The organism is Stenotrophomonas sp. YJH_SMC_119 (genome assembly GCF_059368315.1).
Genome location: NZ_JCAFRP010000006.1, coordinates 152,258 through 177,604 on the forward strand (window position 1 = coordinate 152,258; position 25,347 = coordinate 177,604).

General features: G+C 67.1%; 22 protein-coding genes. 9 read left to right on the forward strand and 13 right to left on the reverse strand.

The features are described 5' to 3' along the window. Nucleotides 1-86: 86 nt before the first annotated feature. Nucleotides 87-1,583 carry an aldehyde dehydrogenase gene (locus AC5P6S_RS11375; RefSeq protein ID WP_111197316.1) on the forward strand — a complete coding sequence of 499 codons (1,497 nt, stop codon included), beginning with the start codon at nucleotides 87-89 and terminating at the stop codon, nucleotides 1,581-1,583. A 115-nt stretch (nucleotides 1,584-1,698) separates the two neighbouring features. Here the strand turns inward: AC5P6S_RS11375 and AC5P6S_RS11380 are convergent, their stop codons facing one another. After that, nucleotides 1,699-2,340 carry a hypothetical protein gene (locus tag AC5P6S_RS11380; protein WP_495204618.1) on the reverse strand — a complete coding sequence of 214 codons (642 nt, stop codon included), beginning with the start codon at nucleotides 2,338-2,340 and terminating at the stop codon, nucleotides 1,699-1,701. 156 nt (nucleotides 2,341-2,496) lie between these two features. On the opposite strand from AC5P6S_RS11380, the gene AC5P6S_RS11385 reads away from it, so the two are divergent. Beyond that, entirely contained in the window at nucleotides 2,497-3,789 is a 1,293-nt protein-coding gene (locus tag AC5P6S_RS11385) for an MFS transporter (protein WP_174842179.1), read from the forward strand. Here AC5P6S_RS11385 and AC5P6S_RS11390 read toward each other — a convergent pair. The 5 genes from AC5P6S_RS11390 to AC5P6S_RS11410 all read right to left on the reverse strand — a co-directional run bounded on the left by AC5P6S_RS11390 (nucleotide 3,770) and on the right by AC5P6S_RS11410 (nucleotide 10,441). Then, nucleotides 3,770-4,231, reverse strand: coding sequence for a bacteriohemerythrin (locus AC5P6S_RS11390; RefSeq protein WP_004151683.1), 462 nt, complete (start codon nucleotides 4,229-4,231; stop codon nucleotides 3,770-3,772). The two genes, AC5P6S_RS11385 and AC5P6S_RS11390, sit on opposite strands and share 20 nt — an antisense overlap. An 85-nt stretch (nucleotides 4,232-4,316) precedes the next feature. Then, nucleotides 4,317-5,660: a diguanylate cyclase gene (locus tag AC5P6S_RS11395; protein ID WP_005408813.1), complete on the reverse strand. Its 1,344-nt coding sequence runs from the start codon at nucleotides 5,658-5,660 to the stop codon at nucleotides 4,317-4,319. A 96-nt stretch (nucleotides 5,661-5,756) separates the two neighbouring features. Further along, entirely contained in the window at nucleotides 5,757-7,310 is a 1,554-nt protein-coding gene (locus AC5P6S_RS11400) for a sensor histidine kinase family protein (protein ID WP_495204619.1), read from the reverse strand. A gap of 198 nt (nucleotides 7,311-7,508) precedes the next feature. Then, a complete protein-coding gene (locus AC5P6S_RS11405) occupies nucleotides 7,509-9,113 on the reverse strand; it encodes an MASE1 domain-containing protein (protein WP_005412787.1) in 1,605 nt (534 codons plus the stop codon). Nucleotides 9,114-9,163: 50 nt separating this feature from the next. Then, nucleotides 9,164-10,441: an NAD(P)/FAD-dependent oxidoreductase gene (locus AC5P6S_RS11410; RefSeq protein ID WP_005412788.1), complete on the reverse strand. Its 1,278-nt coding sequence runs from the start codon at nucleotides 10,439-10,441 to the stop codon at nucleotides 9,164-9,166. Nucleotides 10,442-10,602: 161 nt separating this feature from the next. Here AC5P6S_RS11410 and AC5P6S_RS11415 point away from each other — a divergent pair, with 161 nt between their 5' ends. From AC5P6S_RS11415 to AC5P6S_RS11425, 3 genes are all read left to right on the forward strand, one after another. Beyond that, the gene (locus AC5P6S_RS11415; RefSeq protein WP_005412789.1) at nucleotides 10,603-11,364 is read left to right on the forward strand and encodes a gamma-glutamyl-gamma-aminobutyrate hydrolase family protein; all 762 of its coding nucleotides are present in this window, start codon (nucleotides 10,603-10,605) and stop codon (nucleotides 11,362-11,364) included. Further along, a complete protein-coding gene (locus AC5P6S_RS11420) occupies nucleotides 11,361-12,758 on the forward strand; it encodes a glutamine synthetase family protein (RefSeq protein ID WP_005408818.1) in 1,398 nt (465 codons plus the stop codon). Before AC5P6S_RS11415 ends, AC5P6S_RS11420 begins: the two co-directional genes overlap by 4 nt. Before the next feature lie 91 nt (nucleotides 12,759-12,849). Beyond that, on the forward strand, nucleotides 12,850-13,959 hold the full coding sequence (locus tag AC5P6S_RS11425) for a polyamine ABC transporter substrate-binding protein (RefSeq protein ID WP_005408819.1): 1,110 nt from the start codon (nucleotides 12,850-12,852) through the stop codon (nucleotides 13,957-13,959). Nucleotides 13,960-13,997: 38 nt separating this feature from the next. On the opposite strand, the gene AC5P6S_RS11430 is transcribed toward AC5P6S_RS11425, so the two are convergent. Then, nucleotides 13,998-15,398: a flavin-containing monooxygenase gene (locus AC5P6S_RS11430; RefSeq protein WP_005412790.1), complete on the reverse strand. Its 1,401-nt coding sequence runs from the start codon at nucleotides 15,396-15,398 to the stop codon at nucleotides 13,998-14,000. Between the two features lie 273 nt (nucleotides 15,399-15,671). Here AC5P6S_RS11430 and AC5P6S_RS11435 point away from each other — a divergent pair, with 273 nt between their 5' ends. The 4 genes from AC5P6S_RS11435 (at nucleotide 15,672) to AC5P6S_RS11450 (ending at nucleotide 20,024) form a co-directional block, all read left to right on the forward strand. Beyond that, complete coding sequence (locus tag AC5P6S_RS11435) at nucleotides 15,672-16,808, forward strand: ABC transporter ATP-binding protein (RefSeq protein ID WP_005412791.1); 1,137 nt, start codon at nucleotides 15,672-15,674, stop codon at nucleotides 16,806-16,808. Next, on the forward strand, nucleotides 16,805-17,737 hold the full coding sequence (locus AC5P6S_RS11440) for an ABC transporter permease subunit (RefSeq protein WP_005408822.1): 933 nt from the start codon (nucleotides 16,805-16,807) through the stop codon (nucleotides 17,735-17,737). Before AC5P6S_RS11435 ends, AC5P6S_RS11440 begins: the two co-directional genes overlap by 4 nt. Beyond that, nucleotides 17,734-18,576, forward strand: a complete 843-nt coding sequence (locus AC5P6S_RS11445) for an ABC transporter permease subunit (RefSeq protein WP_005408823.1) — start codon at nucleotides 17,734-17,736, stop codon at nucleotides 18,574-18,576. The genes AC5P6S_RS11440 and AC5P6S_RS11445 overlap by 4 nt, the downstream gene beginning before the upstream one ends. Before the next feature lie 83 nt (nucleotides 18,577-18,659). Next, on the forward strand, nucleotides 18,660-20,024 hold the full coding sequence (locus AC5P6S_RS11450; protein WP_049417555.1) for an NAD-dependent succinate-semialdehyde dehydrogenase: 1,365 nt from the start codon (nucleotides 18,660-18,662) through the stop codon (nucleotides 20,022-20,024). A gap of 213 nt (nucleotides 20,025-20,237) precedes the next feature. Here AC5P6S_RS11450 and AC5P6S_RS11455 read toward each other — a convergent pair whose 3' ends face one another. From AC5P6S_RS11455 to AC5P6S_RS11480, 6 genes are all read right to left on the reverse strand, one after another. Next, nucleotides 20,238-21,260 carry a magnesium and cobalt transport protein CorA gene (locus tag AC5P6S_RS11455; protein WP_005408825.1) on the reverse strand — a complete coding sequence of 341 codons (1,023 nt, stop codon included), beginning with the start codon at nucleotides 21,258-21,260 and terminating at the stop codon, nucleotides 20,238-20,240. A 6-nt stretch (nucleotides 21,261-21,266) separates the two neighbouring features. After that, nucleotides 21,267-22,517 carry a lipoprotein N-acyltransferase Lnb domain-containing protein gene (locus tag AC5P6S_RS11460; protein ID WP_005412793.1) on the reverse strand — a complete coding sequence of 417 codons (1,251 nt, stop codon included), beginning with the start codon at nucleotides 22,515-22,517 and terminating at the stop codon, nucleotides 21,267-21,269. Next, nucleotides 22,514-23,395 carry a CorC family transporter gene (locus AC5P6S_RS11465; RefSeq protein WP_005412794.1) on the reverse strand — a complete coding sequence of 294 codons (882 nt, stop codon included), beginning with the start codon at nucleotides 23,393-23,395 and terminating at the stop codon, nucleotides 22,514-22,516. The genes AC5P6S_RS11460 and AC5P6S_RS11465 overlap by 4 nt, the downstream gene beginning before the upstream one ends. Nucleotides 23,396-23,459: 64 nt before the next feature. After that, entirely contained in the window at nucleotides 23,460-24,047 is a 588-nt protein-coding gene (locus AC5P6S_RS11470; protein ID WP_172798061.1) for a hypothetical protein, read from the reverse strand. Beyond that, complete coding sequence (locus AC5P6S_RS11475; protein ID WP_005412796.1) at nucleotides 24,047-24,655, reverse strand: hypothetical protein; 609 nt, start codon at nucleotides 24,653-24,655, stop codon at nucleotides 24,047-24,049. Before AC5P6S_RS11475 ends, AC5P6S_RS11470 begins: the two co-directional genes overlap by 1 nt. A 74-nt stretch (nucleotides 24,656-24,729) precedes the next feature. Then, nucleotides 24,730-25,338 (reverse strand): hypothetical protein, encoded by a 609-nt coding sequence (locus AC5P6S_RS11480; RefSeq protein ID WP_005412797.1) that lies wholly within the window; start codon nucleotides 25,336-25,338, stop codon nucleotides 24,730-24,732. Nucleotides 25,339-25,347: the final 9 nt, after the last annotated feature.

Genomic DNA, 25,347 nt, shown 5'->3' on the forward strand with positions numbered 1-25,347 from the left:
CGATGGGGGAAATGTAGCGCAGCCACGTCACGGCGGAGTCGCGGCCGCGCCGGTATAACCGGGGAAACTGTTCCGAGGAGCCCGACATGGCCGACTTTCCCGACCGCAGCCACTGGCAGGTGCTGGCCCAGCAGCTTTCGATGCCCGCACAGGCCTTCATTGATGGTCGTTACACCGACGCTGCCAGCGGCGCGCGCTTCGACTGCATCAGCCCGATTGATGGGCGCGTGCTGGGGGTGGTCGCCGACTGCGATGCAGAGGACGTAGAGCGCGCAGTGCGGTCGGCGCGGCGTGCCTTCGATGCGGGCCACTGGTCAGAGGCCAGCCCGGCCCATCGCAAGCGGGTGTTACTGGCCTTGGCGGCATTGGTGGAAAAGCACGCTGATGAGTTGGCCCTGCTGGAAACCCTGGACATGGGCAAGCCGGTGCGCGACGCACGCCGTATCGACCTGCCCGGCGTGGTGCGCTGCCTGCGCTGGACCGCCGAAGCGGTGGACAAGCTGTACGGCGAAGTCGCACCGACTGGCCCACACGAGCTGGGCCTGGTCACGCGCGAGCCAGCCGGCGTGGTCGCAGCGATCGTGCCATGGAACTTTCCGTTGCTGATGGCCTGCTGGAAGATCGCGCCTGCGCTGGCCATGGGCAATTCGGTGGTGCTCAAGCCTTCCGAGCGGTCGCCCTTGAGTGCGTTGCGATTGGCCGCGCTGGCCGCTGAGGCGGGCCTGCCGGACGGCGTGCTGAACGTATTGCCAGGCCACGGTACGCGCGTCGGTGAACCGTTGGCGCTGCACATGGATGTGGACGTGCTGGCCTTCACCGGTTCCACCGCCACCGGCGCGAAGCTGCTGGAGCATGCGGGACGGTCCAACCTCAAGCGGGTCTGGCTGGAATGCGGTGGCAAAAGCCCGCACCTGGTGTTCGCCGACGCACCGGACCTGGACGCAGCGGCCAAGGCCGTGGCGCAGGGCATCTTCTTCAACCAGGGCGAAGTCTGCACTGCCGGCTCGCGGCTGCTGGTGCAGCGCTCGATCCGTGAGGACTTCGTGCACCAGGTGATTGCTTACGGCCAGCATATGCAGCCGCAGCATCCACTGGAGGCCGATGCACCGATGGGCGCGCTGGTCGATGCCGCGCACGCGGACAAGGTGCTGGCCGATATCGCACGGGCCGAAGGCGAGGGCGCCCGCCTGCTGCTCGGCGGCCATCGGGCCGAGGTGGAGGCCGGCGGCTGCTATGTGCAGCCCACGGTGTTCGACCAGGTGCGTCCGGACCACGCGTTGGCACGCGAGGAGGTGTTCGGCCCGGTGCTGGCGGTACTTGGTTTCGAGGATGAAGCGGAGGCAGTGCGCGTGGCCAATGACAGCCGCTATGGGTTGGCGGCGGGCCTGTGGACACGCGACCTCGGCCGCGCCCATCGCGTCGCACGCCAGCTGCGCGCCGGCAGCGTGTGGGTGAACGGCTGGGATGGTGGCGACATGACCGCACCGTTCGGTGGCTACAAACAGTCCGGCAATGGGCGCGACAAGTCACTGCATGCGTTCGACAAGTACAGCGAGATCAAGGCCACCTGGATCCAGCTGTAACGACGTGGCTGCTTGACCGCTGTTCGTTCTTTGTAGCGTCGAGCCCTGCTCGACTGCTTCTCGCGAAGAGCAGTCGAGCCTTGCTCGACTCTACAGAAGGCAGACAGCCGTCGAGCTACCGGCAGCGGGCACTCACCTGCAGCACTGCCGCACGCAGCATGTCGCGGTCGGCTTCTTCGACGGCATTCTGGAAGTAATCCATGTCCTGCCGGCCCAGTTCGCACGGGTCGACGATGTATCCCGGCGGCCAAAGCCCCAGCAGTTGCGCAACGCCATGCACGATCTGCTCGGGGCTCATCTGCCGACGGATCCGGAAGTAATTGCGGCGAGGCCCGAACGCAGGATGGACCTCTCGCCGACCGATCAGGCGAGGCGCCACGCCAGCTGCGCTGATGCCGTCACCGCCGTCGATGCTGCCCGCAGGCAGGCTCAGGATCAGTGGCGCCACTGCAGCCACGTTCCCCGCGGCAGGCAGGGCGCTCTCTGCCTGTGCAACCGGGGCAGGGCGGGGCATCATCGATGCGGCCGGACGCATCATCTTTGCGGAGGGCAAGGCGGGCTGTTGAGGTACCGGCGCCGGCGGTTCCGGTGGCAGCCAATGCAGCGAGATCCGCGGGCCCTCACCGCTACGCAGTTCGATCCGGCCGCTGTCCAGCATCCACAGAGCGAGCCCGCCATGCACCAGCAGTACCACCAGCCATGCCGCCATCCGCGGCAGCTTCGGCGAATCGGAGCATGACAACGCAACTGCAGCCATGGGCAAGGCATCCATGCAGGGACCGGTGGCGCAGCCTAGCCGGCGGCCGGAAAAATTCCGTTGGCATCGGTGTCGGCTGAAACCATCGTCCCGTGCGGCCATCGGCCCGTGGCAGAATCGGGCGATCCGCCGTTACCCGTGTTGCCGATGTCGACGATCACTGCTGCCGCGCCGCCCGTGAATTCCCCCCGTCGTGTCCTGCTGGCCAGCCTGATCGGCACCACCATCGAATTCTTCGATTTCTACATCTACGCCACGGCCGCGGTGCTGGTGTTCCCGCACCTGTTCTTTCCGGACAGCAGTGAGCAGGCGGCCCTGCTGCAGTCACTGGCGACCTTCGCGGTGGCGTTCATCGCGCGTCCGGTCGGCTCGGCGGTGTTCGGCCATTTCGGCGACCGCATCGGCCGCAAGGCCACCCTGGTCGCCGCGCTGCTGACCATGGGCCTGTCCACGGTGCTGATCGGCCTGCTGCCGACCCACGCGCAGATCGGGCTGTGGGCGCCGGCGCTGCTGGCGCTGTGCCGCTTCGGCCAGGGCCTGGGGCTGGGCGGCGAGTGGGGTGGGGCGGTGCTGCTGGCCACCGAGAATGCGCCGCCGGGCAAGCGCGCCTGGTACGGCATGTTCCCGCAGCTGGGCGCACCGCTCGGCTTCCTGCTGTCGGCCGGCATCTTCCTCGTGCTCGGCCGCTGCCTGAGCCAGAACGACTTCCTGCAGTGGGGCTGGCGCATTCCGTTCGTGGCCAGCGCGCTGCTGGTCGGCCTCGGCCTGTGGGTGCGCCTGAACATCCACGAGACGCCGGACTTCAAGAAGGCGCTGGAGCGCAAGGCGCCGGTGCGGTTGCCGATGTGGACGGTACTGCGTGACCACCCGGTACCGATGCTGCTCGGCACGCTGGGTGCGTTCGCCACCTTCGTGCTGTTCTACCTGATGACGGTGTTCAGTCTCGGCCATGGCACCGCGGTGCTGGGCTACAGCCGCGAGCAGTTCCTGCTGATGCAGATGGCCGGCATGCTGTTCTTCGCGCTGGGCATCCCGCTGTCGGCGCGCTATGGCGACCGTTGGGGCACGCGGCGCACGATGATTGTTGCCAGCGTACTGATCGTCGGCTTCGGCGTACTGTTCGCACCGTTGTTCCAGCCGCACAGCCCGTGGCTGGTCACCGCCTTCCTGTGCCTGGGCCTGTTCCTGATGGGGCTGACCTACGGCCCCTGCGGTACCTTCCTGGCCGAGATCTACCCGGTGGAGGTGCGCTACACAGGTGCCTCGCTGTCCTTCAATCTGGCCGGCATCCTCGGTGCGGCACCGGCGCCGTACCTGGCCACCTGGCTGGCCGAACGCTTCGGCCTGGTCGCGGTCGGCTACTACCTGTGCCTGACTGCGGTGGCCACCCTGTGCGCGCTGGTGGCACTGCACCGGCGCGCGCTGCGGCTCAACCAAAGAAGCGCTTGAGCGTGCGACCCAGCCAGCCGCCGCCCTGGTGTTCGCGGGCGAACTGGTTCAGGTGCGCCTTGACCTGTTCGGCATAGGCCTGGTCGTCGCCGCGGATGTGGTTGAACAGCCAGCGCGAGAGCATGGTGCGCAGCTCGTCACTGATGTCCTCGCCGGCCTGGAAGCGCATGCGGTACTCCGAGACACGCTTGATGAAGACCTCATGCACGCGTTTGTGCGCGGCACAGAACGGGTAGCCCGCTTCCTCCATCAGCTCTTCCTCGAACGCGAAGTGCGACATGGTGTAGTCCACCACCTCGTCGATCACTTCACCCACTGCGGCACGCTGCATGCTGGCCTGGGCCACGTGCAGGTGGTTGAGCATTTCGATGATGCGGCGGTGTTGTTGGTCGATCACATCGATGCCGATGTTCAGATCATCCTGCCAGACCAGTAGTGCCATCCCCGGCTCCCCTTCATGCGTATGTCGGGGCCGACTGTAGAGCCGCCCGGCGCGGGCGGCGTTGATCTGGATCAAAGCGTACCGGTCAGGGCAGCGCCGGCTCGCGTGGGCGCAGCGGGCTGGCGACCGTGGTGCAGCTGACCCGGTTGCGGCCACCGGCCTTGGCCAGGTACAGCTGGCGGTCGGCTTCGGAGATCAGCCGGTGCAGTGCATCGCGCTGCGGGCGCAGGCAGCACAGCCCGATGCTGACCGTCATGCGCAGCGTGGCGGTGCCGATGTCCACCTCCAGCGCGGCGATGCGCTGGCGCAGCTCCTCGAAGTACAGCAGCGCCTCGTCCTGCTCCATGTCCGGCACCAGCAGGCAGAATTCCTCGCCGCCGAAGCGCGCGATCAGGTCGTGGCTGCGTGCATGCGTGGCCACCGCGCCGGCCACCGCGCGCAGCGCATCGTCGCCGGCTTCGTGGCCATGGGTGTCATTGATGTGCTTGAAGTGGTCGATGTCGATCATCGCCACCGCCACGCACTGGCCGTGCAGCTGCAGCTGCGGCAGCTGGCGCTGGCTCTGCTCCAGGAAGCAGCGGCGGTTGGGCAGGCCGGTGAGGAAATCGCGGGTGGCCAGGTCCTGCAGGGTGCCGATCAGCTCCAGCTGGTCCACATTCTGCGAGACCCGGCAGAAGAATTCCTCGCGCGAGAACGGCTTGCGCAGGAAATCGTTGGCGCCGTTCTTCAGGAAGCGCGGAATCAACGATGCATCGGTATTGCCGGAGATGCCGATCACCGCCACCTTGTCGCGCGAGCGCAGGGTGCGCAGGCGGCGGGTGAACTCCACGCCCTGCATGCCCGGCATTTCCTGGTCGACCACGGCGAGGCGGATCGCCGGATGCGCCTCGATCGCGGCCAGGCCTTCGTTGCCATCGGCCGCTTCGTGCACCTCATGGCCGTACATGCGCAGCAAGGCTGCGGCGTAACCGCGCGCGGACGGTGAGTCGTCCACCACCAGCGCGGCGATGCGCCGGTTGCGCTCCAGCCGCTGCACCAGCCACACCAGGTAATCGATGCTGCCGGGAGTGTTCTTCAGCACGTAGTCGATGATCTGCTGCTGCAGCACGCGCTTGCGCAGGTCCTCGTCGTAGACGCCGCTGACCACCACGGTGGGCAGGTCGCGCTTGAGGAAGAACTCGACCACCGCGTCGCGGTCGCCATCGGCCAGGACCAGCCCGGTCAGTACCAGGAACCAGCCGCCACCTTCGCTCAGCAGGCGGTCGGCCTCGGCCAGGGTGGAGGCGATCACCACCGGCAGTTCCAGGCGCTGCTCGATGGCCTCGCGCAGCATGCCGGTGAAGGCGCGGGAGTTTTCGACCAGCAGGATCCGCTGCGGCAGCGGATCGGCCAGGTCGCCATCGACGGCGGCCTGCGGCAGGACGGGCATGATGCGGTGGCTCACGAGGGAGGGGCTCGGCACGGATAACGGCGGTTTCGGGTGTAACTTTAGCGGCGAACGTTGCGCGCCGGGCCAGATTCCGCGTCAGGCCGCCGCTGGCGACGCGTGGGTGATCGGTTCATGCAGGACCAGCCGCAGCCGATTGCCGCGGCAGTGGACCGTTCCGCCGTAGGCAAGCATCCGTCCGGCCAGGCGCTCGACGGCCTGTTGGGTGGTACGCGTGGAAAGCGGGCAACCACGGTCGAGCAGGCTCACCACGGCAACAATGCCGCGATGCTTGCCTGCCCGACCGCTTCGGGCGCGCACGCAGACCTGCCCGGTTTCCAGTTCCAGCAGAAGTGAAACCGCCTCGATCAGCGAGCGATAGATGGCCAGTTGCAGATCCACGGTCAGCAGGCAGGGATTGCCCGCCAGCCTGGGTGGAATGACGCGATGCGTGTTGTTCCAGATTTCGCATGCACCGCCGGCTTGCAGCGCGATGTAGAGCCCGACCTGCTCCAGTCCGGTGGGATAGACCAGGCTGGCCTGTTCGCGAAACAGCCGTGAATGTACCGACGACGCGTGCTGCAGGCTGTTTGCGACCGCATGGTGGCCTTGGGACTTCAGCCAGCTGACCATCTCGCTGAGCGAATTGTCCATGCCCTCGCCCAGGTGCTTCAGGTGGACGGCCCGTTCACGCAGCTCACGCTCGCTGGTCTGAAGTGAGCCGCGTGCCAGGCGCAGCGTGGTTGCCTCGGCCAGGCCGCGGGACCGGGCGCGCTGATGGTGATAGCTGATGCTGGAACCGAGTGCCAGCAGTGCGACACTCATCACCGCCATGTTCTGTTGGGTGGCGAACGTGCCCAGGTCGAACGAGGAAGGCAGGCCAGTGCTGGGCGTTGCGCCGTGCAGGGGGAGGTTCAACAACGGAATCGCGATGGCTGCGCCGCGCCACCAGTGCATGAAGGTCAGGGCGATGGCGGGCAGGGCGGCCAGCAGCACCATGTGTGTCCGCGTCGTGTGGGCGTCGGCGCGTGTCAATTGCATGCACAGGCCCAGCACCAGCATCACCAGGATCGCCGAGGCGGTAGGGGCGACGAAACGGTCTGTCCAACCGGGGTCGGCCTGCCGCCGCGACCAGAGGAATGCCAACGGCACCAGGGTGATGATGGCGGCGAAGTGGCCAAAGATGGTCCGGTCGACCGCGTCCAGCAGGTTGCTGGGTGGTGGGTTCGACCATAGGACATATGAAATGCCCAGGTTGAGACCCGGCACGAACAACGCTGTGCAGAACGACAGCGACAGCAGCCACAGACCGGTGGCTGCTTCGGACGGCATTCTCATCCGATGCAGGTAGACCACCAGCATCGCCATCGGCATCAGCAGCGTCGAAGCCAGGATGACCCAATCCAGGCCGTAGGTGTCGATCATGGGGATGCGCAGCGTTGCAAAGTACGCGTACTCGCCCAGCAGCAGGTAGGGCCACAGGCGGGTCGGGACGATCAGCAGTGCCGCTGCGCGGATGCCCGCCGGCAGGAAGAACTGATCCAGCGAAAACTGACGCGAGCCGAGGCAGCTCAGCGCATAGACGGCCGCGAGTGCGATGCCGGCTGGCCGGATACGGAAGCTCAGTTCAACTGCCTTCTTGAATCGGTCCAAACCCGAGCCTCCCTTGCTCGTGACATGGCAGCGGCCGTGCGGGTTGCTTGAACGCGCCATGACGCGCCATTGGATGACAGTATCGATGGAAGCAGGGGGGCGCAATTGCACGCCGGCGCCAGATCCTGACGGGGTGGGTTCGGCGCCGACCAAAGATCACTTTCGCGCAATGATCTGCAGCTCCTTTCACCGGGATAGTCAGATCGCGGCCCGGGGGGCGCCAGCGTCCATGGAGCGTGTGCTTTCCCTCAAGGCTTCAGTAGCGCCTGCCTGGCGGGGAGCGTCCCGTGCTTCGGTCAACACCATCCTGAGCCTGTTGCCACTCAGGTCCATGTGGCCAGCGTGTGCGAGCACTCGGCCCAGCAGCTGCTCGTTTGCCAGCGCCTTTGCACGGCTTCCCAGTGATGCGTGGCGGTCCAGAAGAGCCACGCAGATGAAGGCACCACGCTTCCGGATGGAGCTTCCGCAGCGGATACTGACCGAGATCTGTCCACACTCGCACTTCAATAGAAGCGAGACCGCATCGACCACGAGTCGATAGGCAGCAAGCTGCAGGCCGACCCCGAGTGCGCAGGGGTCACCCTTCAACCTCGGCTGGCCGATGCGATGCGTAGCATTCCATGCCTCGCGCACCCCGCCAGCCTGCAACGCCACGTACAGGCCCAGCTGTTCCAGGGCGGCGGGATAGATCATGCTGGCCTGGGCCCGGAACAGGCGCGAATGCACCTCCGAGGTATGCCGCAGGCTGTCGGCCACGGCGTGATGACCCTGCGCATGCAGCCAGTTCACCATTTCGTTCAGCGACAGGTCCATGCCATCGCCCAGCTGGCGCAGATGGGCCGCGCGCTCACGCAGGTCCATCTCGCTGGCCAGGTGTGAATTCCGCGCAAGCTGCAGGGCCGCTCTACCATCTTCCTCGCGCAGCCGGTGCTGGTTCTGGAAGTGGGTGATGCGCGCACCCAGCAACAGCAGGGCGATGCTGGCGATGGCCATGGCCTGCTGGGTAGCGAAGGTAGCCGGGTCGAATGCGGTCGGATGGTCGGCGGGGGTGCTGAGGCCAAGAATCATGTTGACGGCGGCGACACCGATGGCCGCACCGCGCCATCCCAGCAGGCAGGTCAGGGCGATCGCGGGAATAGGCAGGATCAACAGCAGCTGCAGCGAGCCGGGGGCCGTGATCGAGGCCGGTACCGGCGTCGCCTGCAGGCCAATGACCAGCATGGCGCCGAGTGCTGCGACCGTGGCCGCGACAGACCCGGTTGTCCATTTTTCCTCGGCGCGGCGGATCCACAGCAATGCCAGGGGTGCCAGGATCAGGATGCCGGTGAAGTCTCCCAGCGCATAGCGCAATACGTTGGTGATGAATGACGCGTTCTGCAACGGCTCCCAGAGCAGGTACGAGATTCCCAGGTTGAGCAGACTGATGACCGTCGCGGCGCATACCGCAATGGAGATCACGCCGACGATCGTGGTGCGTGCCAGCAGTTTCCGGTGCAGGCGCACGATCAGCATCACGGCAGGCATCAGGAACACCGAGGCCAGGATTACCCAGGTCAGGTTGTATTTGCTGATCAGGGGGATGCGCAGATGCGCGAAGTAGGCGTATTCACCCATCAGCAGGTAGGGCCAAAGACGGGGCGGACACAGCAACAGCGCGGCCACCCGCACGCCGGCAGGCAGGAAGAACTGGTCCAGTGACAGCTTGCGCGCACTCCAGCAGGCGAGGGCATAGAGCAGCGCCAGCGCCAGCCCTTCGGGGCTGACCCGTATCCTCACCAGCAGGCCGTCTTTCCACCACTGCATCCACGTGCTCCCCAGCTCCTGCGCCGATTATGTGGCTGGGAAGGGCCCCGCTACCACAACGCATCCCGCAGCTTGTACCACGACATCGCCGCCACCAGCAGGGGCGTGCGCAGCAGCCGGCCGCCGGGGAAGGGCGCATGCCGCAGGCGCTGGAACACGTCCAGACGCTCGCTCTGGCCGGCGATGGCGGCGGCGATCACCTCGCCGGCCAGTCCGGCGGCGGCCACCCCATGGCCGGAGAATCCCTGCGCGAAGTACAGGTTGCCGTCCAGCCGGCCCCAGTGCGGGGCGCGGTTGCGTGTGATGTCCACGTAGCCACCCCAGACCTGGTCCAGCACCACGTCGGCCAGCTGCGGGAAGACGTCGTGCATGCGTCGCTGCATCACCCCGCGCAGGCCGGGCGGGGGCAGTGCCGAGTAGCTGGCGCGGCCGCCGAACAGCAGGCGGTGGTCGTGGCTGAGGCGGAAGTAGTCCAGTGCCCAGGCGGTGTCGGCCACGGCCATGTTGTTGCCGATCAGGGCGCGGGCACGTTCTGCGCCCAGTGGCTCACTGGCACCGATATAGGTACCGACCGGCATGATCCGCCGCTCCAGCTCGGGCAGCAGGCCCTGCAGCCAGGCATTGCCGGCCACCACCAGATGCATGGCGCGTACGCTGCCCTGGGCAGTGTGCAGGCTCGGCCGTGGCCCGCGCTGGATGCGCACGACGGGCGAATCCTCGTGGATGACCACACCTGCCGCGCGCGCTGCATCGGCCAGACCGCGTGCATACGCCAGCGGGTGCAGGTGTGCGCTGAGCGGGTCGAACATCGCGGCGCGGTAGCGCGGGCTGTCCAGCTGCGCGCGCAGAGCGTCACGGCCCCACCACTGCATGGGGTAGTCGTAGTGGCGTTGCAGGTGCTCGCAGTTGGCGTGCAGGTCACGCTCGTGGCGTTCACGGATGGCCACGCTGGCGTGGCCTTCAACCCAATGGCAGTCGATGCGGTGGCGATCGATGCGCGTGCGCATCGCCTGCACCGCGTCGCGCGACCAGTCGAACAGGTGGCGTGCATCATCACGACCCAGCTGACGCTCCAGTTCGTCCACCTCGCAGCCGTAGCCGACCAGCGCCTGGCCACCATTGCGGCCGGACGCGCCCCAACCGATCCGCTGCGCCTCCAGCACCACCACGCGCTGGCCACGTGAGGCCAGTTCCAGGGCCGCGGTCAGGCCGGTGTAGCCCGCACCAAGCACGGCGACATCGGCCTGAACCTCGCCCTGCAGCGGGGGCAGCACGGGTGGTTCGGGCAGGCTGGCGGCATACCAGCTGGGCGGGAACGCGGCACTCACCGCAGGCCTCGCGGGCGCAGTGCGGTGGAGGAGAGCGGGGGAGGACGATCAGCATTCACCCGAGTAGTTTCGCCGATGCGTGACAGCCATGGTGTGACGGCGACGACTTGCCGCCTTCGCCGGACGGCGGGTAACGTGTCGGCACGCCAAGGAGTTTTCCCATGCGCCGCCTGCCCTGGGTGGGCCTGCCCACCGACAGCACCGTGCTCGGCCATCACCGTTTCGCGGTGGCCGGCGAGAAGTACGTGCGCGCGCTGGCCGAAGCCGCCGAGGTGACCCCGGTACTGTTGCCGAGCGTGCAGCCGCCGCTGCCGGCCGGCGACTGGCTGCAGGGGCTCGATGGCCTGCTGTTGACCGGTGCGGTCAGCAACATCGAACCGCAGCATTACGACGGCGGTCGCAGCTGGCCGGGCAATCCGCATGACCCGGCCCGTGACGCCAACGCGTTCGCGCTGCTGCACGAGGCGCTGGCGCTGGACCTGCCGGTGCTGGCGATCTGCCGCGGCCTGCAGGAGCTGAACGTTGCGCTGGGTGGCACGTTGCATCCGCAGGTGCACGCGGCGCCCGGTCTTTCGGATCATCGTGAAGACCCGAAGGCGCCGGTTGATGTGCAGTACGGGCCGGCCCATGCGGTCGCCCTGGCGGCGGATGGCTGGCTGGCGCAGTGGCAAGGCGGTGACCGCGCACAGGTCAATTCGGTTCACGGGCAGGGCATCGACCGACTGGCACACGGGCTGCAGGTCGAGGCCGTGGCCGATGATGGACTGGTCGAGGCAGCGCGCAGCCCACACCATCGTTTCGTGCTCGGCGTACAGTGGCACCCGGAGTGGCGTGTCATGGACTCGCCGTTCTATCACGCTATTTTCCGTGCGTTCGGCCAAGCTTGCCGGCAGCACCAACAGAACCGACTGGATTCCCGATGAGTTCCCGAACGCGCCCGCGCAAGACGGCTACGCCCCCCGCACCGCAGGAAAGCAGCCTGCTGCGCTGGCTGAAGGAGCGGCGCATCACCGAGGTCGAATGCCTGGTGCCGGACATCACCGGCAACGCGCGCGGCAAGATCATTCCCGCCGACAAGTTCTCGCATGATTACGGTACGCGGCTGCCCGAAGGCATTTTCGCCACCACCGTCACCGGCGAGTTCCCTGATGACTACTACGAGCTGACCTCGCCGTCGGACTCGGACATGATGCTGCGTCCCGATCCGGACACGGTGCGCATGGTGCCGTGGGCGGCCGACGCCACCGCGCAGGTCATCCACGACTGTTACACCAAGAACGGTGAGCCGCACGAGCTGGCGCCACGCAACGTACTGCGCCGCGTGCTGGCGGCCTACGCCGAGCTGGGCCTGCGCCCGGTGGTGGCGCCGGAGCTTGAGTTCTTCCTGGTGCAGAAGAACACCGACCCGGACTTCCCGCTGCTGCCACCGGCCGGCCGCTCCGGGCGCCCGGAAACTGCGCGGCAGTCGTACTCGATCGATGCGGTCAACGAATTCGACCCGATCCTCGACCTGATGTACGACTACGCCGATGCGATGAAGCTGGATGTGGACACGCTGATCCACGAATCCGGTGCGGCGCAGCTGGAGGTCAACTTCACCCATGCCGATGCGATGGACCTGGCCGACCAGGTGTTCCTGTTCAAGCGCACCATGCGCGAGGCGGCGATGCGCCACGGCGTGTATGCCACCTTCCTGGCCAAGCCGATGGAGAACGAGCCGGGCAGTGCCATGCACATCCACCAGAGCCTGGTGCGGGTGAGCGACGGCAGCAATGTGTTCGCTGGCGATACCGATGCCGAAGGCGAGTTCAGCCCGGTGTTCGGCCACTATCTGGGCGGCCTGCAGAAGTACGCGCCGCAGGCGATGGCGTTCTTCGCGCCGAACGTGAATTCCTACCGCCGGCTGGTGTTCGGCGAAGTCTCGCCGAGCAACGTGCACTGGGGCTTCGACAACCGCACCTGTGGCCTGCGCGTGCCGCTGGACACGCCGGAAAACATGCGCGTGGAGAGCCGCTTCGCCGGTTCCGACGCCAACCCTTACCTGGCGATGGCGGCGACCCTGGCCTGCGGCCTGCTGGGCATCCGCGAGCGGTTGGCACCGGATGCGCCGGTGACCGGCAGCGCCAAGGAACTGGGCTACAACCTGCCGCGCTCGCTGGGCGAAGCGCTGGATGGGCTGGAGCAGTGCAGCGAACTGCAGGCCCTGCTGGGCGAGCGCTTCTGCCGGGCCTACATCTCGGTGAAGCGCAAGGAATACGAGACCTTTTTCCGTGTCATCAGCTCGTGGGAGCGCGAGTTCCTGCTGCTGAACGTCTGAGCATCCGGAATAGAAAAATCCGCCGCCGGGGGGTAGGCTGGCACCCGTCGCCGGCACCGCCGGCCCCCCTTCCCGCATTCTGGAGCACCCGATGAAGCTGCGTATCCTCACGCTCGGCCTGGCCTCCGCCATGCTCGCCGCCTGTGGCGGTGGCAATGGCGGCGCGCAGGACAGCCAGGTCCTGAACGTCTACAACTACAGCGATTACATCGCCGAGGACACCATCCCGACCTTCGAGAAGGAGAGCGGCATCAAGGTGACCTACGATGTGTTCGACAGCGATGAGATGGTCGAGACCAAGCTGCTGGCCGGCAACAGCGGCTACGACGTGGTGGTGCCGACCCTGAACTTCTTCGGTCGCCAGATCCAGGCCGGTGTGTTCCTGCCGCTGGACAAGAGCAAGATCCCGAACCTGGCCAATCTCGATCCGGCGGTGATGAAGCGCATCGCCACCCAGGACCCGGGCAACCAGTACGGCGTGCCGTACATGATCGGCACCACCGGCATCGGCTACAACGTGGAGATGCTGAAGCAGCGTTTCGGTGGCAGCACCGACATCGCCAACAGCTGGGACCTGGTGTTCAAGCCGGAGAACATCAGCAAGATGAAGGACTGCGGCGTGACCATCCTGGACACGCCGGCCGACATGATCCCGATCGCGCTGCATTACCTGGGCCTGGACCCGCACAGCGGTGACCCGGCCGAGCTGCAGAAGGCGGCCGACCTGCTGAAGTCGATCCGACCGTACGTGCAGAATTTCCACTCCTCGCAGTACGTGGGTTCGCTGGCCAATGGCGGCACCTGCCTGGTGGTCGGCTGGTCGGGTGACATCATCCAGGCCCGCGACCGCGCCGAGGAAGCCAGCAATGGCGTGCACGTGGCCTATTCGATCCCGAAGGAAGGCGCCCCGCAGTGGTTCGACATGCTGGCGATCCCGAAGGACGCCAAGCATCCGGAGGCCGCTTACGCCTTCATCAATTACCTGCTGCAGCCGAAGGTTGCCGCGGCCAACACCAACTTCATCCACTACGCCAACCCGGTGCCGACCGCGACCCCACTGGTGGATGAGGCGATCCGTACCGACCCGACCATCTACCCGCCGGCCGACGTGGCCGCGAAGATGTTCACGTACTCGATCAACACGCCGGAAACCGACAAGCTCTACACCCGGCTGTGGACCGAGGTGAAGACCGGCCGTTGAGCCGGCCTGGTGCCGCCGGGTCATGCCCGGCGGCTGCCTTACCCTGGGTCGATGCCGGTACTCCCGCTTCGGCCCAGGTGCCGCAGGATGGCAGGCAGCAGGTCGCGTGCATCGCGACCGCCGTTGCACAGGAACGATGAACTCATCCGCTGCAGGTTGTGCATGCCGATGAAGAACAGCCCCGGTTGCGGTGAAACACCGAAGTCGCCGAGCGGGTAGCCATGTGCATCCAGCGCGCCCGGTACGTCGAGCCAGGGCCATTCGGCGACGAAGCCGGTGGCCAGCACCACCGAGCGGATGCCTTCCGCCTGCAGATCCAGTTCACGCGGGGCGGCGTCCGGCTCCCAGTGCAGATAGACCTCCTCCGGAATGTAGCGGGCATCGTCGGTGCGTGGCTCGGGACGCGTGGCGTAGTACGCGCTGGCCAGCGAATCAAGATAGGCGTACTCGGCCTGCGTGGCCTCGATCGCGGTACGCAGCTGCGGGCGCACATCGGCGAAGCGGGCGACGTTTCCATCGAAGCCCTGCAACCGGCCCAGCAGCCTGATGCCCGCGCGGTGCATCGCCAGCAGGCTGATCGAGCTGCCCAGGCCACCGTTTCCCTTGCCGGAAATAAGCGGGAACTCTGCGGTGCGGGCCTTGCGCAGTGCATCCGGTTCCCCGGCAAGTACGCCCGCCGCTTCACTCACATGTTGATGGATGCGCCCGGCCATGTCCCACCAGGTCATCGAGTCCTTGCCGCGCAGCCGGCGGGTATGCGAATGCCGCTGGGCCAGTGACCAGTGCACGCTGCGACCGCTGTCGCGCAGGTCCTGGGCGATCTGCGCGCCGGACTGCCCACCCCCGATGACCAGCACGGCGCCATCGGGCAGCTGGCGGGCACTGCGGTAGTCGCCCGAGTGCAGCACGGTCAGGCCTGGCGCGGGCGCGAACGGGACCCGGGGCATCCGTGCGCGGCGGTATTCACCGGTGGCGACCACCACTGCGCGGGCATGGATCAGCCCCTGGCTGCTGTGGATGGCGTAGCCACCGGGCCCAGGCCCAACCCGATGCACCCCGCATCCCTCGTTGATCGGCAGGGAACGCTCGTGGGCATAGTCGCGGAGGTGCCGGATCACCTCCGGGGCGCCCATGAAGCCTTCCGGGTCGTCACCCGCATAGGCATGGCCGTGCAGGGCCATCGTCGCGTTGGCGGTGTTGGTCTGGAACGACTCCCAGCGCCGCTGCCAGCTGGCGCCTACGGTTTCGGCCTCCAGCACGCGATGCTCGACGCCGGCTTCCTGCAGGAGCGCGCTGAGGGACAACCCGGCCTGGCCGGCGCCGATGATGACCAGCGGCAGCCTTGCAGGCAGGGAGCCGGGCAGGCGGGGCGGGAAAGGGGAGGGGCTGTCCGGGGAAATCACCAGTGTGGGTCCATGCAAGGCCTTGATCAGGGCCATTGCGCGGGGAATGCCCCGGGCCTTCAACAGATCCGGTTCTGAAAAACGTTGCAGATCGAGGCGTCGCCTGTGGTGTCTGGCCGGGACGGCCGCAGGGTCGTCCCGGGGAGCCCGGGCCTTTGCGCGGGCAGGCCACCATGGCGGGGGAAAACCGACACTCCTGGGGCCCCCGGAGCCGGCCAGCGGCCGCTTCCGCCTGCCGCCGTCATATCCCCTGGGCCCCCCGGCCGTTAGAATGGCGGCCGCTGTCCACCGCCCGCTCCCGGAGCCCCCATGCCCGTTGAAGCCCAGCCGGTAGCCGCCGTCGTCGACACGACCGGTGTGCCCGGCTATCTCTCCATTCGTGACCTGCGCAAGGAATTCGACGGTTTCGTCGCCGTCGACGACGTCAACCTGGACGTGCGCAAGGGCGAGATCTTTGCCCTGCTCGGTGGCTCCGGCAGTGGCAAATCGACCCTGCTGCGCTGCCTGGGCGGCTTCGAGACGCCCACCAAGGGCAGCATCACCCTCGATGGCCAGCGCCTGGACGCGCTGCCGCCGTACCAGCGGCCGGTCAACATGATGTTCCAGTCCTATGCGCTGTTCCCGCACATGACGGTCGAGCAGAACATTGCCTTCGGCCTGAAGCAGGATGGCCTGGGCAAGGATGCGATCGGCAAGCGCGTGGGCGAGATGCTCGACCTGGTGCAGATGGGCCACCTGGGCAAGCGCAAGCCACACCAGCTGTCCGGCGGCCAGCAGCAGCGCGTGGCGCTGGCGCGGTCGCTGGCCAAGGGGCCGAAGCTGCTGCTGCTGGACGAGCCGATGGGCGCGCTGGACAAGAAGCTGCGCTCGCAGATGCAGCTGGAACTGGTCAGCATCATCGAATCGTCGGGCGTGACCTGCGTGATGGTCACCCACGACCAGGAAGAAGCGATGACCATGGCCACCCGCATCGCGGTGATGGATGCCGGCTGGATCCAGCAGGTCGGCAAGCCGGACGAGGTCTACGAGCAGCCGGCCAACCGCTTCGTCGCCGAGTTCATCGGTTCGGTCAACCTGTTCGACGGGGTGATCGACGAGGACCTGCCGGAGTACGTGACCGTACGCTCGCCGCTGTTCCCGGCGCCGATCTACATCGCCCATGGCATCACCGGTTATGAAGGGCAGCCCGTCGCGTTCGCGCTGCGCCCGGAGAAGGTGATGATCGGCAAGGACGAACCGGAAGGGCACACCAACAAGGCCCAGGGCGTGATCGAGGACATCGCCTACTTCGGCAGCCATTCGGTCTACCACGTGCGCCTGCCCAGCGGCGCCAAGGTACTGGCCAACTTCGCCAATTCGCAGCGCTGGGCCAGTGATGGCCTCACCTGGGGCGACGAGGTGTGGGTGCACTGGCGCGACAACGACGGCGTGGTGCTCACCTCATGAGCACCGCCGGCCTGAAGCGCTGGCTGCCGGGGCTGCGTGCCACGGTGATCGGCATTCCGTACCTGTGGCTGCTGCTGTTCTTCGCAGTGCCGTTCCTGATCGTGCTGATGATCAGCTTCTCGCTCAGCCGGGTCGGCTCGCCGCCGTACACCTGGCTGTTGCAGTACGCCGATGGCGGTTTCTCGCTGAAGCTGAACCTGGAAAACTACCTGGCGCTGTTCCGCGATTCGATCTATGCCCAGGCGTTCCTGAGCTCGATCAGGATCGCGGCGATCTCGACCTTCCTGACGCTGCTGATCGGCTATCCGATGGCCTATGCCATCGCGCGCCTGTCGCCCGCCGCGCGCAACGTGGCGATGATGCTGGTGGTGCTGCCGTCGTGGACCTCGTTCCTGATCCGCGTGTATGCATGGAAGGCGATCTTGGACCGCAACGGCCTGCTCGACCAGTTCCTGCAGTTCACCGGCCTGCAGACGCTGATGACGTCGATGGGCCTGCCGAAACTGCAGCTGATCGACACCCCGACCGCCGCCTACATCGGCATCGTCTACTGCTATCTGCCGTTCATGGTGCTGCCGCTGTACGCCAATCTGGTCAAGCATGACCACCGCCTGCTGGAAGCGGCCTACGACCTCGGTGCCAAGCCGTGGCAGGCGTTCCTGCGCATCACCCTGCCGTTGTCCAAAGCGGGCATCATCGCCGGCTGCATGTTGGTGATGATTCCGGCCATCGGTGAATTCGTGATCCCGGAAATGTTGGGTGGCTCGGAGACGCTGATGGTGGGCCGCCAGCTGTGGAACGAGTTCTTCAACAACCGAAACTGGCCGGGCGCCTCGGCCATGGCGGTGGCGATGATCCTGTTGCTGCTGGTGCCGATCCTGCTGTTCAACCGTTCCCAGCAGCGCCTGCTGGAAGGGAAGCAGGCATGAGCCCGCGTAGCGCAAAGGGCCTGGGGCTGGGCGTGCTGCTGCTCGGCTTCGCCTTCCTGTACCTGCCGATCCTGCTGTTGATGTTCTATTCGTTCAACAGCTCGCGGCTGGCGATGGTCTGGGCCGGGTTCTCCACCCGTGCCTACAGCGACCTGTTCGCCGACCGCGCGCTGATGGATGCGATGTGGACCAGCCTGGTGGTGGCGTTCTGGACTGCCTGCACGGCCACCGTGCTGGGCACGCTGGCAGCGATGGTCATGACCCGCTTCAAGCGCTTCCGCGGCAAGCCGCTGTTCGGCGCGCTGGTGACCGCGCCGCTGGTGATGCCGGATGTGATCCTGGGCTTCTCGCTGATGGCGCTGCTGGCCTCGATGGGCGCGATTCCCGGCTTCCCGGCACGCGGCCTGGCCACCATCTGGATCGCCCACGTCACCTTCACCCTGTGCTTCGTCACCGTGGTGGTGTCCTCGCGGCTGCAGGAGATGGATCTGTCGCTGGAAGAAGCGGCGATGGACCTGGGTGCGAGCCGGCTGACCGTGTTCGGCCGCATCACCCTGCCGATCATCGCGCCGGCGCTGGTGGCGGGCTGGCTGCTGGCGTTCACCCTGTCGCTGGATGACGTGGTGGTGGCCAGCTTTGTCGCCACGCCGGGCTCGACCACGCTGCCGATGAAGGTGTTCGCCTCGGTGCGCATGGGCATCAGCCCGAAGATCAACGCGTTGGCCACGCTGCTGGTGTCGGCGGTGTCGATCGCCGCGGTGATCGGCTGGTACATCAACGCCCGCGCCGAGAAGCGGCGCCAGCGCGACCTGCAGCTGGCGCGGCAGGATAACGGCTGAGGACACGGTCTGCCGACAACGCCGGCAACACCCGGCTCACAGCCGGCGGCGCACAATGGGGGTCTTCCAGATGGAGATCCCCCATGACCGTCGAGATCGTCGACCCGGCCACCGGACAGGTGACCTACCGCCATGAACTGATGGGCGCAGCCGACATCGAGCAGCGCCTGCAGGCCGCTGCCGATGCGTTTCCGGGCTGGGCAGATCGCTCGCTGCAGGACCGCGGCGCCATCCTGCGCCAGATCGCCGCGCAGCTGCGCACGCGGCGCGACGACCTGCAGCAGGCGATGACCCACGAGATGGGCAAGCTCAAGGCCGAGGCGCTGGCCGAGGTCGACAAGTGCGCTGCCGCCTGCGAGTACTATGCCGATCACGCGGCCGACTATCTCAAGCCGCAGCTGATCGATACCGAAGCCCAGCGCAGCTACGTGCGCTACGAGCCGATCGGCTGCGTGTTCGCGGTGATGCCGTGGAATTTCCCGATCTGGCAGGTGTTCCGTTTCCTCGCCCCGGCGTTCATGGCTGGCAACGTCGCCCTGCTCAAGCACGCCAGCAACGTGCCGCAGTGCGCCGACCTGATCCTGGCGGTGTGCCGTGACGGCGGCCTGCCTGATGGCGTGTTCGACGTGCTGCACATCGACAACGACCAGGCCGCCGACGTGCTGCGCGACGCACGGGTGAAGGCGGTGACGCTGACCGGCAGCGAGCGGGCAGGGCGCTCGATCGCCTCCAATGCCGGCAGCCAGCTGAAGAAGTCGGTGATGGAGCTGGGTGGCAGCGATGCCTTCGTGGTGCTCGACGATGCCGACCTCGACAAGACCGTGGCCGCGGCAGTGAAGTCGCGCTTCGACAACAGCGGGCAGACCTGCATCGCGGCCAAGCGCTTCATCGTGGTCGAGGCGGTGGCCGATGAATTCACCCGTCGCTTTGTACAGGCGGCGGGCGAGCGCCAGTACGGCGATCCCGATGAGCGCGGTACCACGCTGGCGCCGATGGCTCGCGCCGACCTGCGTGACGAACTGCACAAGCAGGTGCAGGCCAGCGTGTCCAAGGGCGCGCGGGTGCTGATCGGTGGTGAGCCGATTGCCGGCACCCATGCCGGCTATCCGGCCACGGTGCTCGACCAGGTCGGCCCGGGCATGCCGGCGTATGACGAGGAGCTGTTCGGGCCGGTGGCCGCAGTGATCCGGGTCAAGGATGAGGCCGAGGCACTGCGCGTGGCCAACGACACCCGCTTCGGCCTGGGCGGCAGCGTGTGGACCGGCGATCCGGTACGCGGCGAGCGCTTCGCGCAGCGCATGGAATGCGGTGCGGCGTTCGTCAACGCCATCGTCAAGAGCGACGCGCGGCTTCCGTTCGGTGGCAGCAAACAGTCCGGTTTCGGTCGGGAGCTGGCCGACCATGGCATCCATGAGTTCATGAACATCAAGACCGTCTACGTGGCTTGATCCCGAACGGTAGTGCCGGCCGCCGGCCGCCGGCCGGCGGCCGCCGGCCGGCATTGCCGGGTTGCCGGCCAGCGGCCGGCACTACCAGAAGCGGGCCATGCGCCACGACCAACGGTCGTGGCCTACCGGATTGCAGGGTATCGACGCCCCCCCGTGCATGGTGGGTATCGACGCCCACGTGCTTGGTGGGTATCGACCGTTGGTCGATACGCGCTACAACCACTTCGCGCGCTTGAACAACCGGTACAGCCCCACGCACACACCGCCCACGCCAACAATCATCAGCGGGTACGACCAGGGTTCGCTCAGCTCCGGCATGTGACTGAAGTTCATGCCGTACCAGCTGGTGATCAGCGTCGGCGCGGCGAGCAGGGCAGCCCAGGCGCCCAGCCGCTTGACCGTCTCGCCCTGCGCCAGTGTCACCAGCGAAAGGTTCACGCTCAGCGCGGTGCCCAGCATCTCGCGCAGGGTGTCGATCACATCGCTGATGCGCACCGCATGGTCATGCACGTCACGCACGTAGAGCTTCACTTCATCGGGAATCAGTTCGCCCTGGTAGCGGCGCAGCTGCGCCAGAACGTCCTGCAACGGCGCCACCGCCATCCGCATCTTGTTCAGTTCGCGCTTGAGCTCGTACAGCCGCACCACCGTGCTGCGCTTGTAGGTGTCGGCGAAGATGTCCTTTTCCAGCAGGTCCAGGGTGTCGCGGAAGCGGTGCACGATCGGCAGGTAGTTGTCGACCACGAAGTCGGTCACCGCGTACAGGCAGTACGACGGGCCCATCTTCAGCAGCTGCGGCTCGCGCTCGACGCGTGCGCGCACCGGCGCGTAGGACAGCGAGGCGCCGTGGCGGACCGTCACCAGGAAGCGCGGGCCGAGGAAGGCATGGGTTTCGCCATACTGGATGCGTTCGTCGACCATCTGCGCGGTGGTCACCACCACGAACAACGAGTTGCCATAGGTCTCGACCTTGGGCCGTTGGTGCGCATTGCGCGCATCCTCGATGGCCAGGTCGTGCAGGCAGAATTCTTCCTGCAGTTTCAGCAGCACGTCTTCGTTGGGGTCGTACAGGCCGACCCAGACGAAGCCGTTGCCGCTGGCAATGACATCGCTGATGGCATCCAGGCTGATGTCGTGGCGCTTGCCCTCGTCATCGTAGTGGACGCAGTTGATGACGCAGGTAGGGTTGGCCGAAGCGGGGGCGGAAGCGGAGGCGGGCAATGACATGCCCGCCATCGTGCGTCAGGGCCGTGTTTCGGACAAGTGAGGACGACGCGCCAGCACCCACGCCAGTGCCACGTGCACCGGCAGCAGCAGCACGATCCACTGCACGTTGTACTGCGCCTGCAGGCTCAGCCAGTGCAGCACCAGCGCGGCCACCGCCTGTACCGCCAGCAGCCACAGCACGATCCTGAACATGCGTCCCGGCACGCGCCGGCGCAGCAGTGCGATCGCGCCCGGCAGCAGCAGCACGGCCAGTGGCGAAAGCAGCAGCAGGTTGCGGTTGGCCCATGCAGCGTAGTGGATGCTGAAGCCCCACAGGAACACCAGCACGCCACCGAACAGGGCGCACAGCAGCCAGAACGGCAGGGCCAGCCCGGCCAGCAGGCGCGGGCGGTTGCGCAGCGCCAGCACGCCAGCGGCGATCACCAGGCCGCACAGCAGCCACGGCCACCAGCGGCGTGCGAACTCCTTCGGCTCCGGATCGATGCGGTGCGGCAACAGTTCCTGTTCGGACTGCACCAGCGGCCGGCCATCGCTGTTGCGTGCCTGGCGCAGGGCATCGGCCAGGCGCATCGGGACGAACGCTTCCTGCCAGCGCGACAGCGGCTGGTCGGCGAACGGTCCGAGGCCCACATCGAAGCCCAGCCACATCCATGGTGCCGGCGAGGCCAGACGGACCGATTCACTGCGATAGGTGTTGCCACGCGAGCGCCCCGACAGCTGCGACTGCAGGCCGCCGCCGAGCGCCTTGTCCAGCGTGTCGCGCACCATCGTGGCGCAGTTGGCGGTGTAGTAATCGTAGTGGTAGCGCGCGTTTTCCGGCTTGGCCCGCTCGGCCAGGCCGGCGGCCAGCGAGCGCGCCTGGTCCGGGCGCAGGTCCAGCCATTGCACGCTGGCGCCACGGCCGGTCTCGTCGTAGTACGACAGGTCCTGCTGCAGCGGCAGCGCCACCAGGTAGTACATCATGTCGCCGCGCGCGAAGCGGCTGATGAAATCGTCCTCGGACGGATCGAAGTAGCCGAAGTTGTACGAGGTCGCTTCACCGCTGAGCGGATCGACCACCACGATGGCGTCATGGCCGAAGCGTTCGAAGAACACCGTGCCCGGCTGCATGGTCACCACGCCGATGCGCGGAGCAGGGGCTTCAGCGCTGGCCGCGGGCACGGCAGGTGTGGCCGGCGCCGGCTGCGCGAAGGCGGCCAGCGGCAGGGCCAAGGCCAGCACGTAGAGTGCCAGCCACACCATGAGGATCAGGCCGCGGCGCTTCAAGCGTCGTCCTGCGCGTCCGGCGGCAGCACGGTCACGTGGAAGGCCTGTACCCGGCGCGCATCGGCGCGGGCCACGCGGAACATGAAGCGGTCCAGCGCCAGCTCGTCACCGACTTCCGGCAGGTGGCCCACGGCCTCGGTGACCAGGCCGCCGATGGTGTCGTAGTCCTCGTCGGAGAACGTCGCGCCGAAACGCTCGTTGAAGTCGCCGATCGGGGTCAGCGCGTCGACCACGTACTGGCCGTCGGACTGGATCGCGATCTGCGCCGAGGGATCCTCGGCCTCGTCATGCTCATCGTCGATCTCGCCGACGATCTGTTCCAGCACGTCCTCGATGGTGACCAGGCCGGCGACACCGCCGTACTCGTCCACCACGATGGCCATGTGGTTGCGCGACAGGCGGAATTCCTTCAGCAGCACGTTGAGCTTCTTCGCTTCCGGGATCAGGACCGCCGGGCGCAGCAGCTCACGCACGTTGGCCGGACCGTTGTCGGCGACCACGCCGCGCAGCAGGTCCTTGGCCAGCAGGATGCCAAGGATGTCGTCCTTGTTCTCGCCGTGTACCGGGAAGCGTGAATGGCCGGATTCGACCACCTGCTTCATCAGTTCCAGGAAGGGCGCTTCAACCGGCAGCGAGACCATCTGCGAGCGCGAGATCATCACGTCGCCCACGGTCAGCTCGGACACCGAAATGGCGCCTTCCATCATCTTCAGGGTATCGGCGGCGATCAGACCCTCTTCCTGCGCGGTGTGCAGGACAGCGACCAGCTCGTCGCGGGTATGGGGTTCGCCGGAGAAGGCGGAGGTCAGGCGTTCAAGCCAGCCGCGCTTCTTTTCACTGTGCTCCGCAGGGGAGCTACTACTGTCGTCTTCTGACATCTCTGGAAAAAAGGCACCCGGCAGGCCGGGCGTTGACCCAAGTCTAGCAGGATGTGACGGCCTGTCAGTGACTGCCGGTGGCCGGGGCTGCGGCGGCCGCGGCCGGCGCCTCTTCGGGCAGGTCCAGGCTGTAGGTGCAGCCGGCCAGGGTCTTGCCCGGGTGGGAGGCCACGGTGGAGACGCTGAGGATGATCGACTCGATCTGGGCCTCGCCGGTCTTCGGGTCGGTCACGTCGCGGCTGACCAGCTCGCGGCCGGCCATGAACTTGCCGTCCTGGTCGTAGCCGGTCTCCAATTCCAGCCGTTTGGCCAGCGGGCGTGGGTCGGCCTGGTCGAGGACGGCCATGACGCTGGCGCCGGCCACCGCCACCCGATCGGTCTGTTGGCCGAAGACGGTGATCGGGCTGGCCAGCCGGAACTCGCTCATGAACTGGTTGCCCTGCGGCAGCGGCTGCAGGCCCTGGGCCACGGCCTTCAGCGGATCGGCCAGCAGCGGCGCCAGCGCGGCCTGCTCGGCCACGCCCTGGCGGCATTCGATGAGGGCCGGCAGGTCCAGGCGGGTGGCGAAGGCGGAGGGAGCGGCGAGGGCACAGAGCAGGGGCAGACAGCAGCGCAGTGACACGGTCGGTTTCCGCAGGCGAGGGGCCGCCATCATAGCCCCGGCGAGCGTCGGAACAGCCCGCTTAGAAGGCGCAGGAAACCGGTCATCGCCCGCCGTACGACCATCAGTGAGAGAGTCAGCACGACCGCAAGCATGGCGACCTGCATCGATTGCCCCGCGATGCGCGCCACCGCCGGCCACAGGCCCGGGCTGGTCAGCCAGGGCATCAGTTCCGCCGCGGCTGTCCTGGCCACTTTCATGTACATCACGGCCAGCACGAACAGCACCAGCAGCGAGGTGCGGCTGGCGTGGAAGAACGGCAGTGCATTGACCGGCCTGCCAAACCGCTGCTGCAGCAGCGTTCGCCACAGCACTGGCAAGGTCAAGGCACCGACCAGTATCAGCACCATCGACGTTTCCCACAGCCCCGGCAGGTGGGCGGGTTCCGCTCTACCTGTGAGGTGCGGGCCGAACATGCCGATCGCCAGCCCGGCCAGCAGGCACACGGGCGACAGCAGGGCCAGGCTGCGCAGCAGCCAGTGCCTGCCGCCGGGGTCGCGGGCGCTGATGCGGCGCACGGTGTGAGCGCCCAGCACCAGCAGGCCCGCGAGCAGGCCGGCGGCCATCGCAAACGTCGTGAAGCTGTTCCCTGGGTTCATCCTTTTTCCTTCCGCGTCCTGGCCGGTGTTGAACAGTAGCTCAGCGCATGGCGGGCACTCCAGCCGTGGCGCAGTCAGGGCGGACTCCAGCGCGTGGCCGCTGGGTACCAGCGCAGCCTGACCGGGTAGCCCAGTCGCGCCTGCAGGTGGTCACGCACGGCCGCCGCCGTCGCGCGGTTGGCTGGGGTATCCCGCAGCTCCACCTCCAGCTCCCCGGTCTTGACATCCAGGCCATGGCCGAACAGGTCGGGCAGCTGGGCCCGCAGCCAGTCCTGCTGTGCGTGCAGGCGGCGCGTCATCTCCGCTTCGGTCATCGCGGCGCCGGTGATGTAGCGCACACGTTGCGGGCCATCCGCCCCTGGATGTGTCTCATCGGCCTCGGGTGCGGCGCCTGTCAGTCGCACGACAACGTTCCAGCCCCTCGCATTGTCCACCCAGATGCCGGCCAGACGTGCCGCGTGCCGCGCTTCCAGGCGCTCGATCAGTGCCCGTTGCTGGGCAGTGGCGACGATGTTGCGGGTGTCGCGCTCGCTGCTGCCGAAGAACGCCCGTAGTTCGGCGATCTTTGCGGCGATGTCGGCCTCGCTGTCGCTGGCGGGGAACGGTGAGGGACGGTCAGGATCGGGCATCAGGCCTGCCCCGGACTGCAGTAGCGCGGCAAGCACAAGTGCGGGCAGGGTCATGCTGCGCTC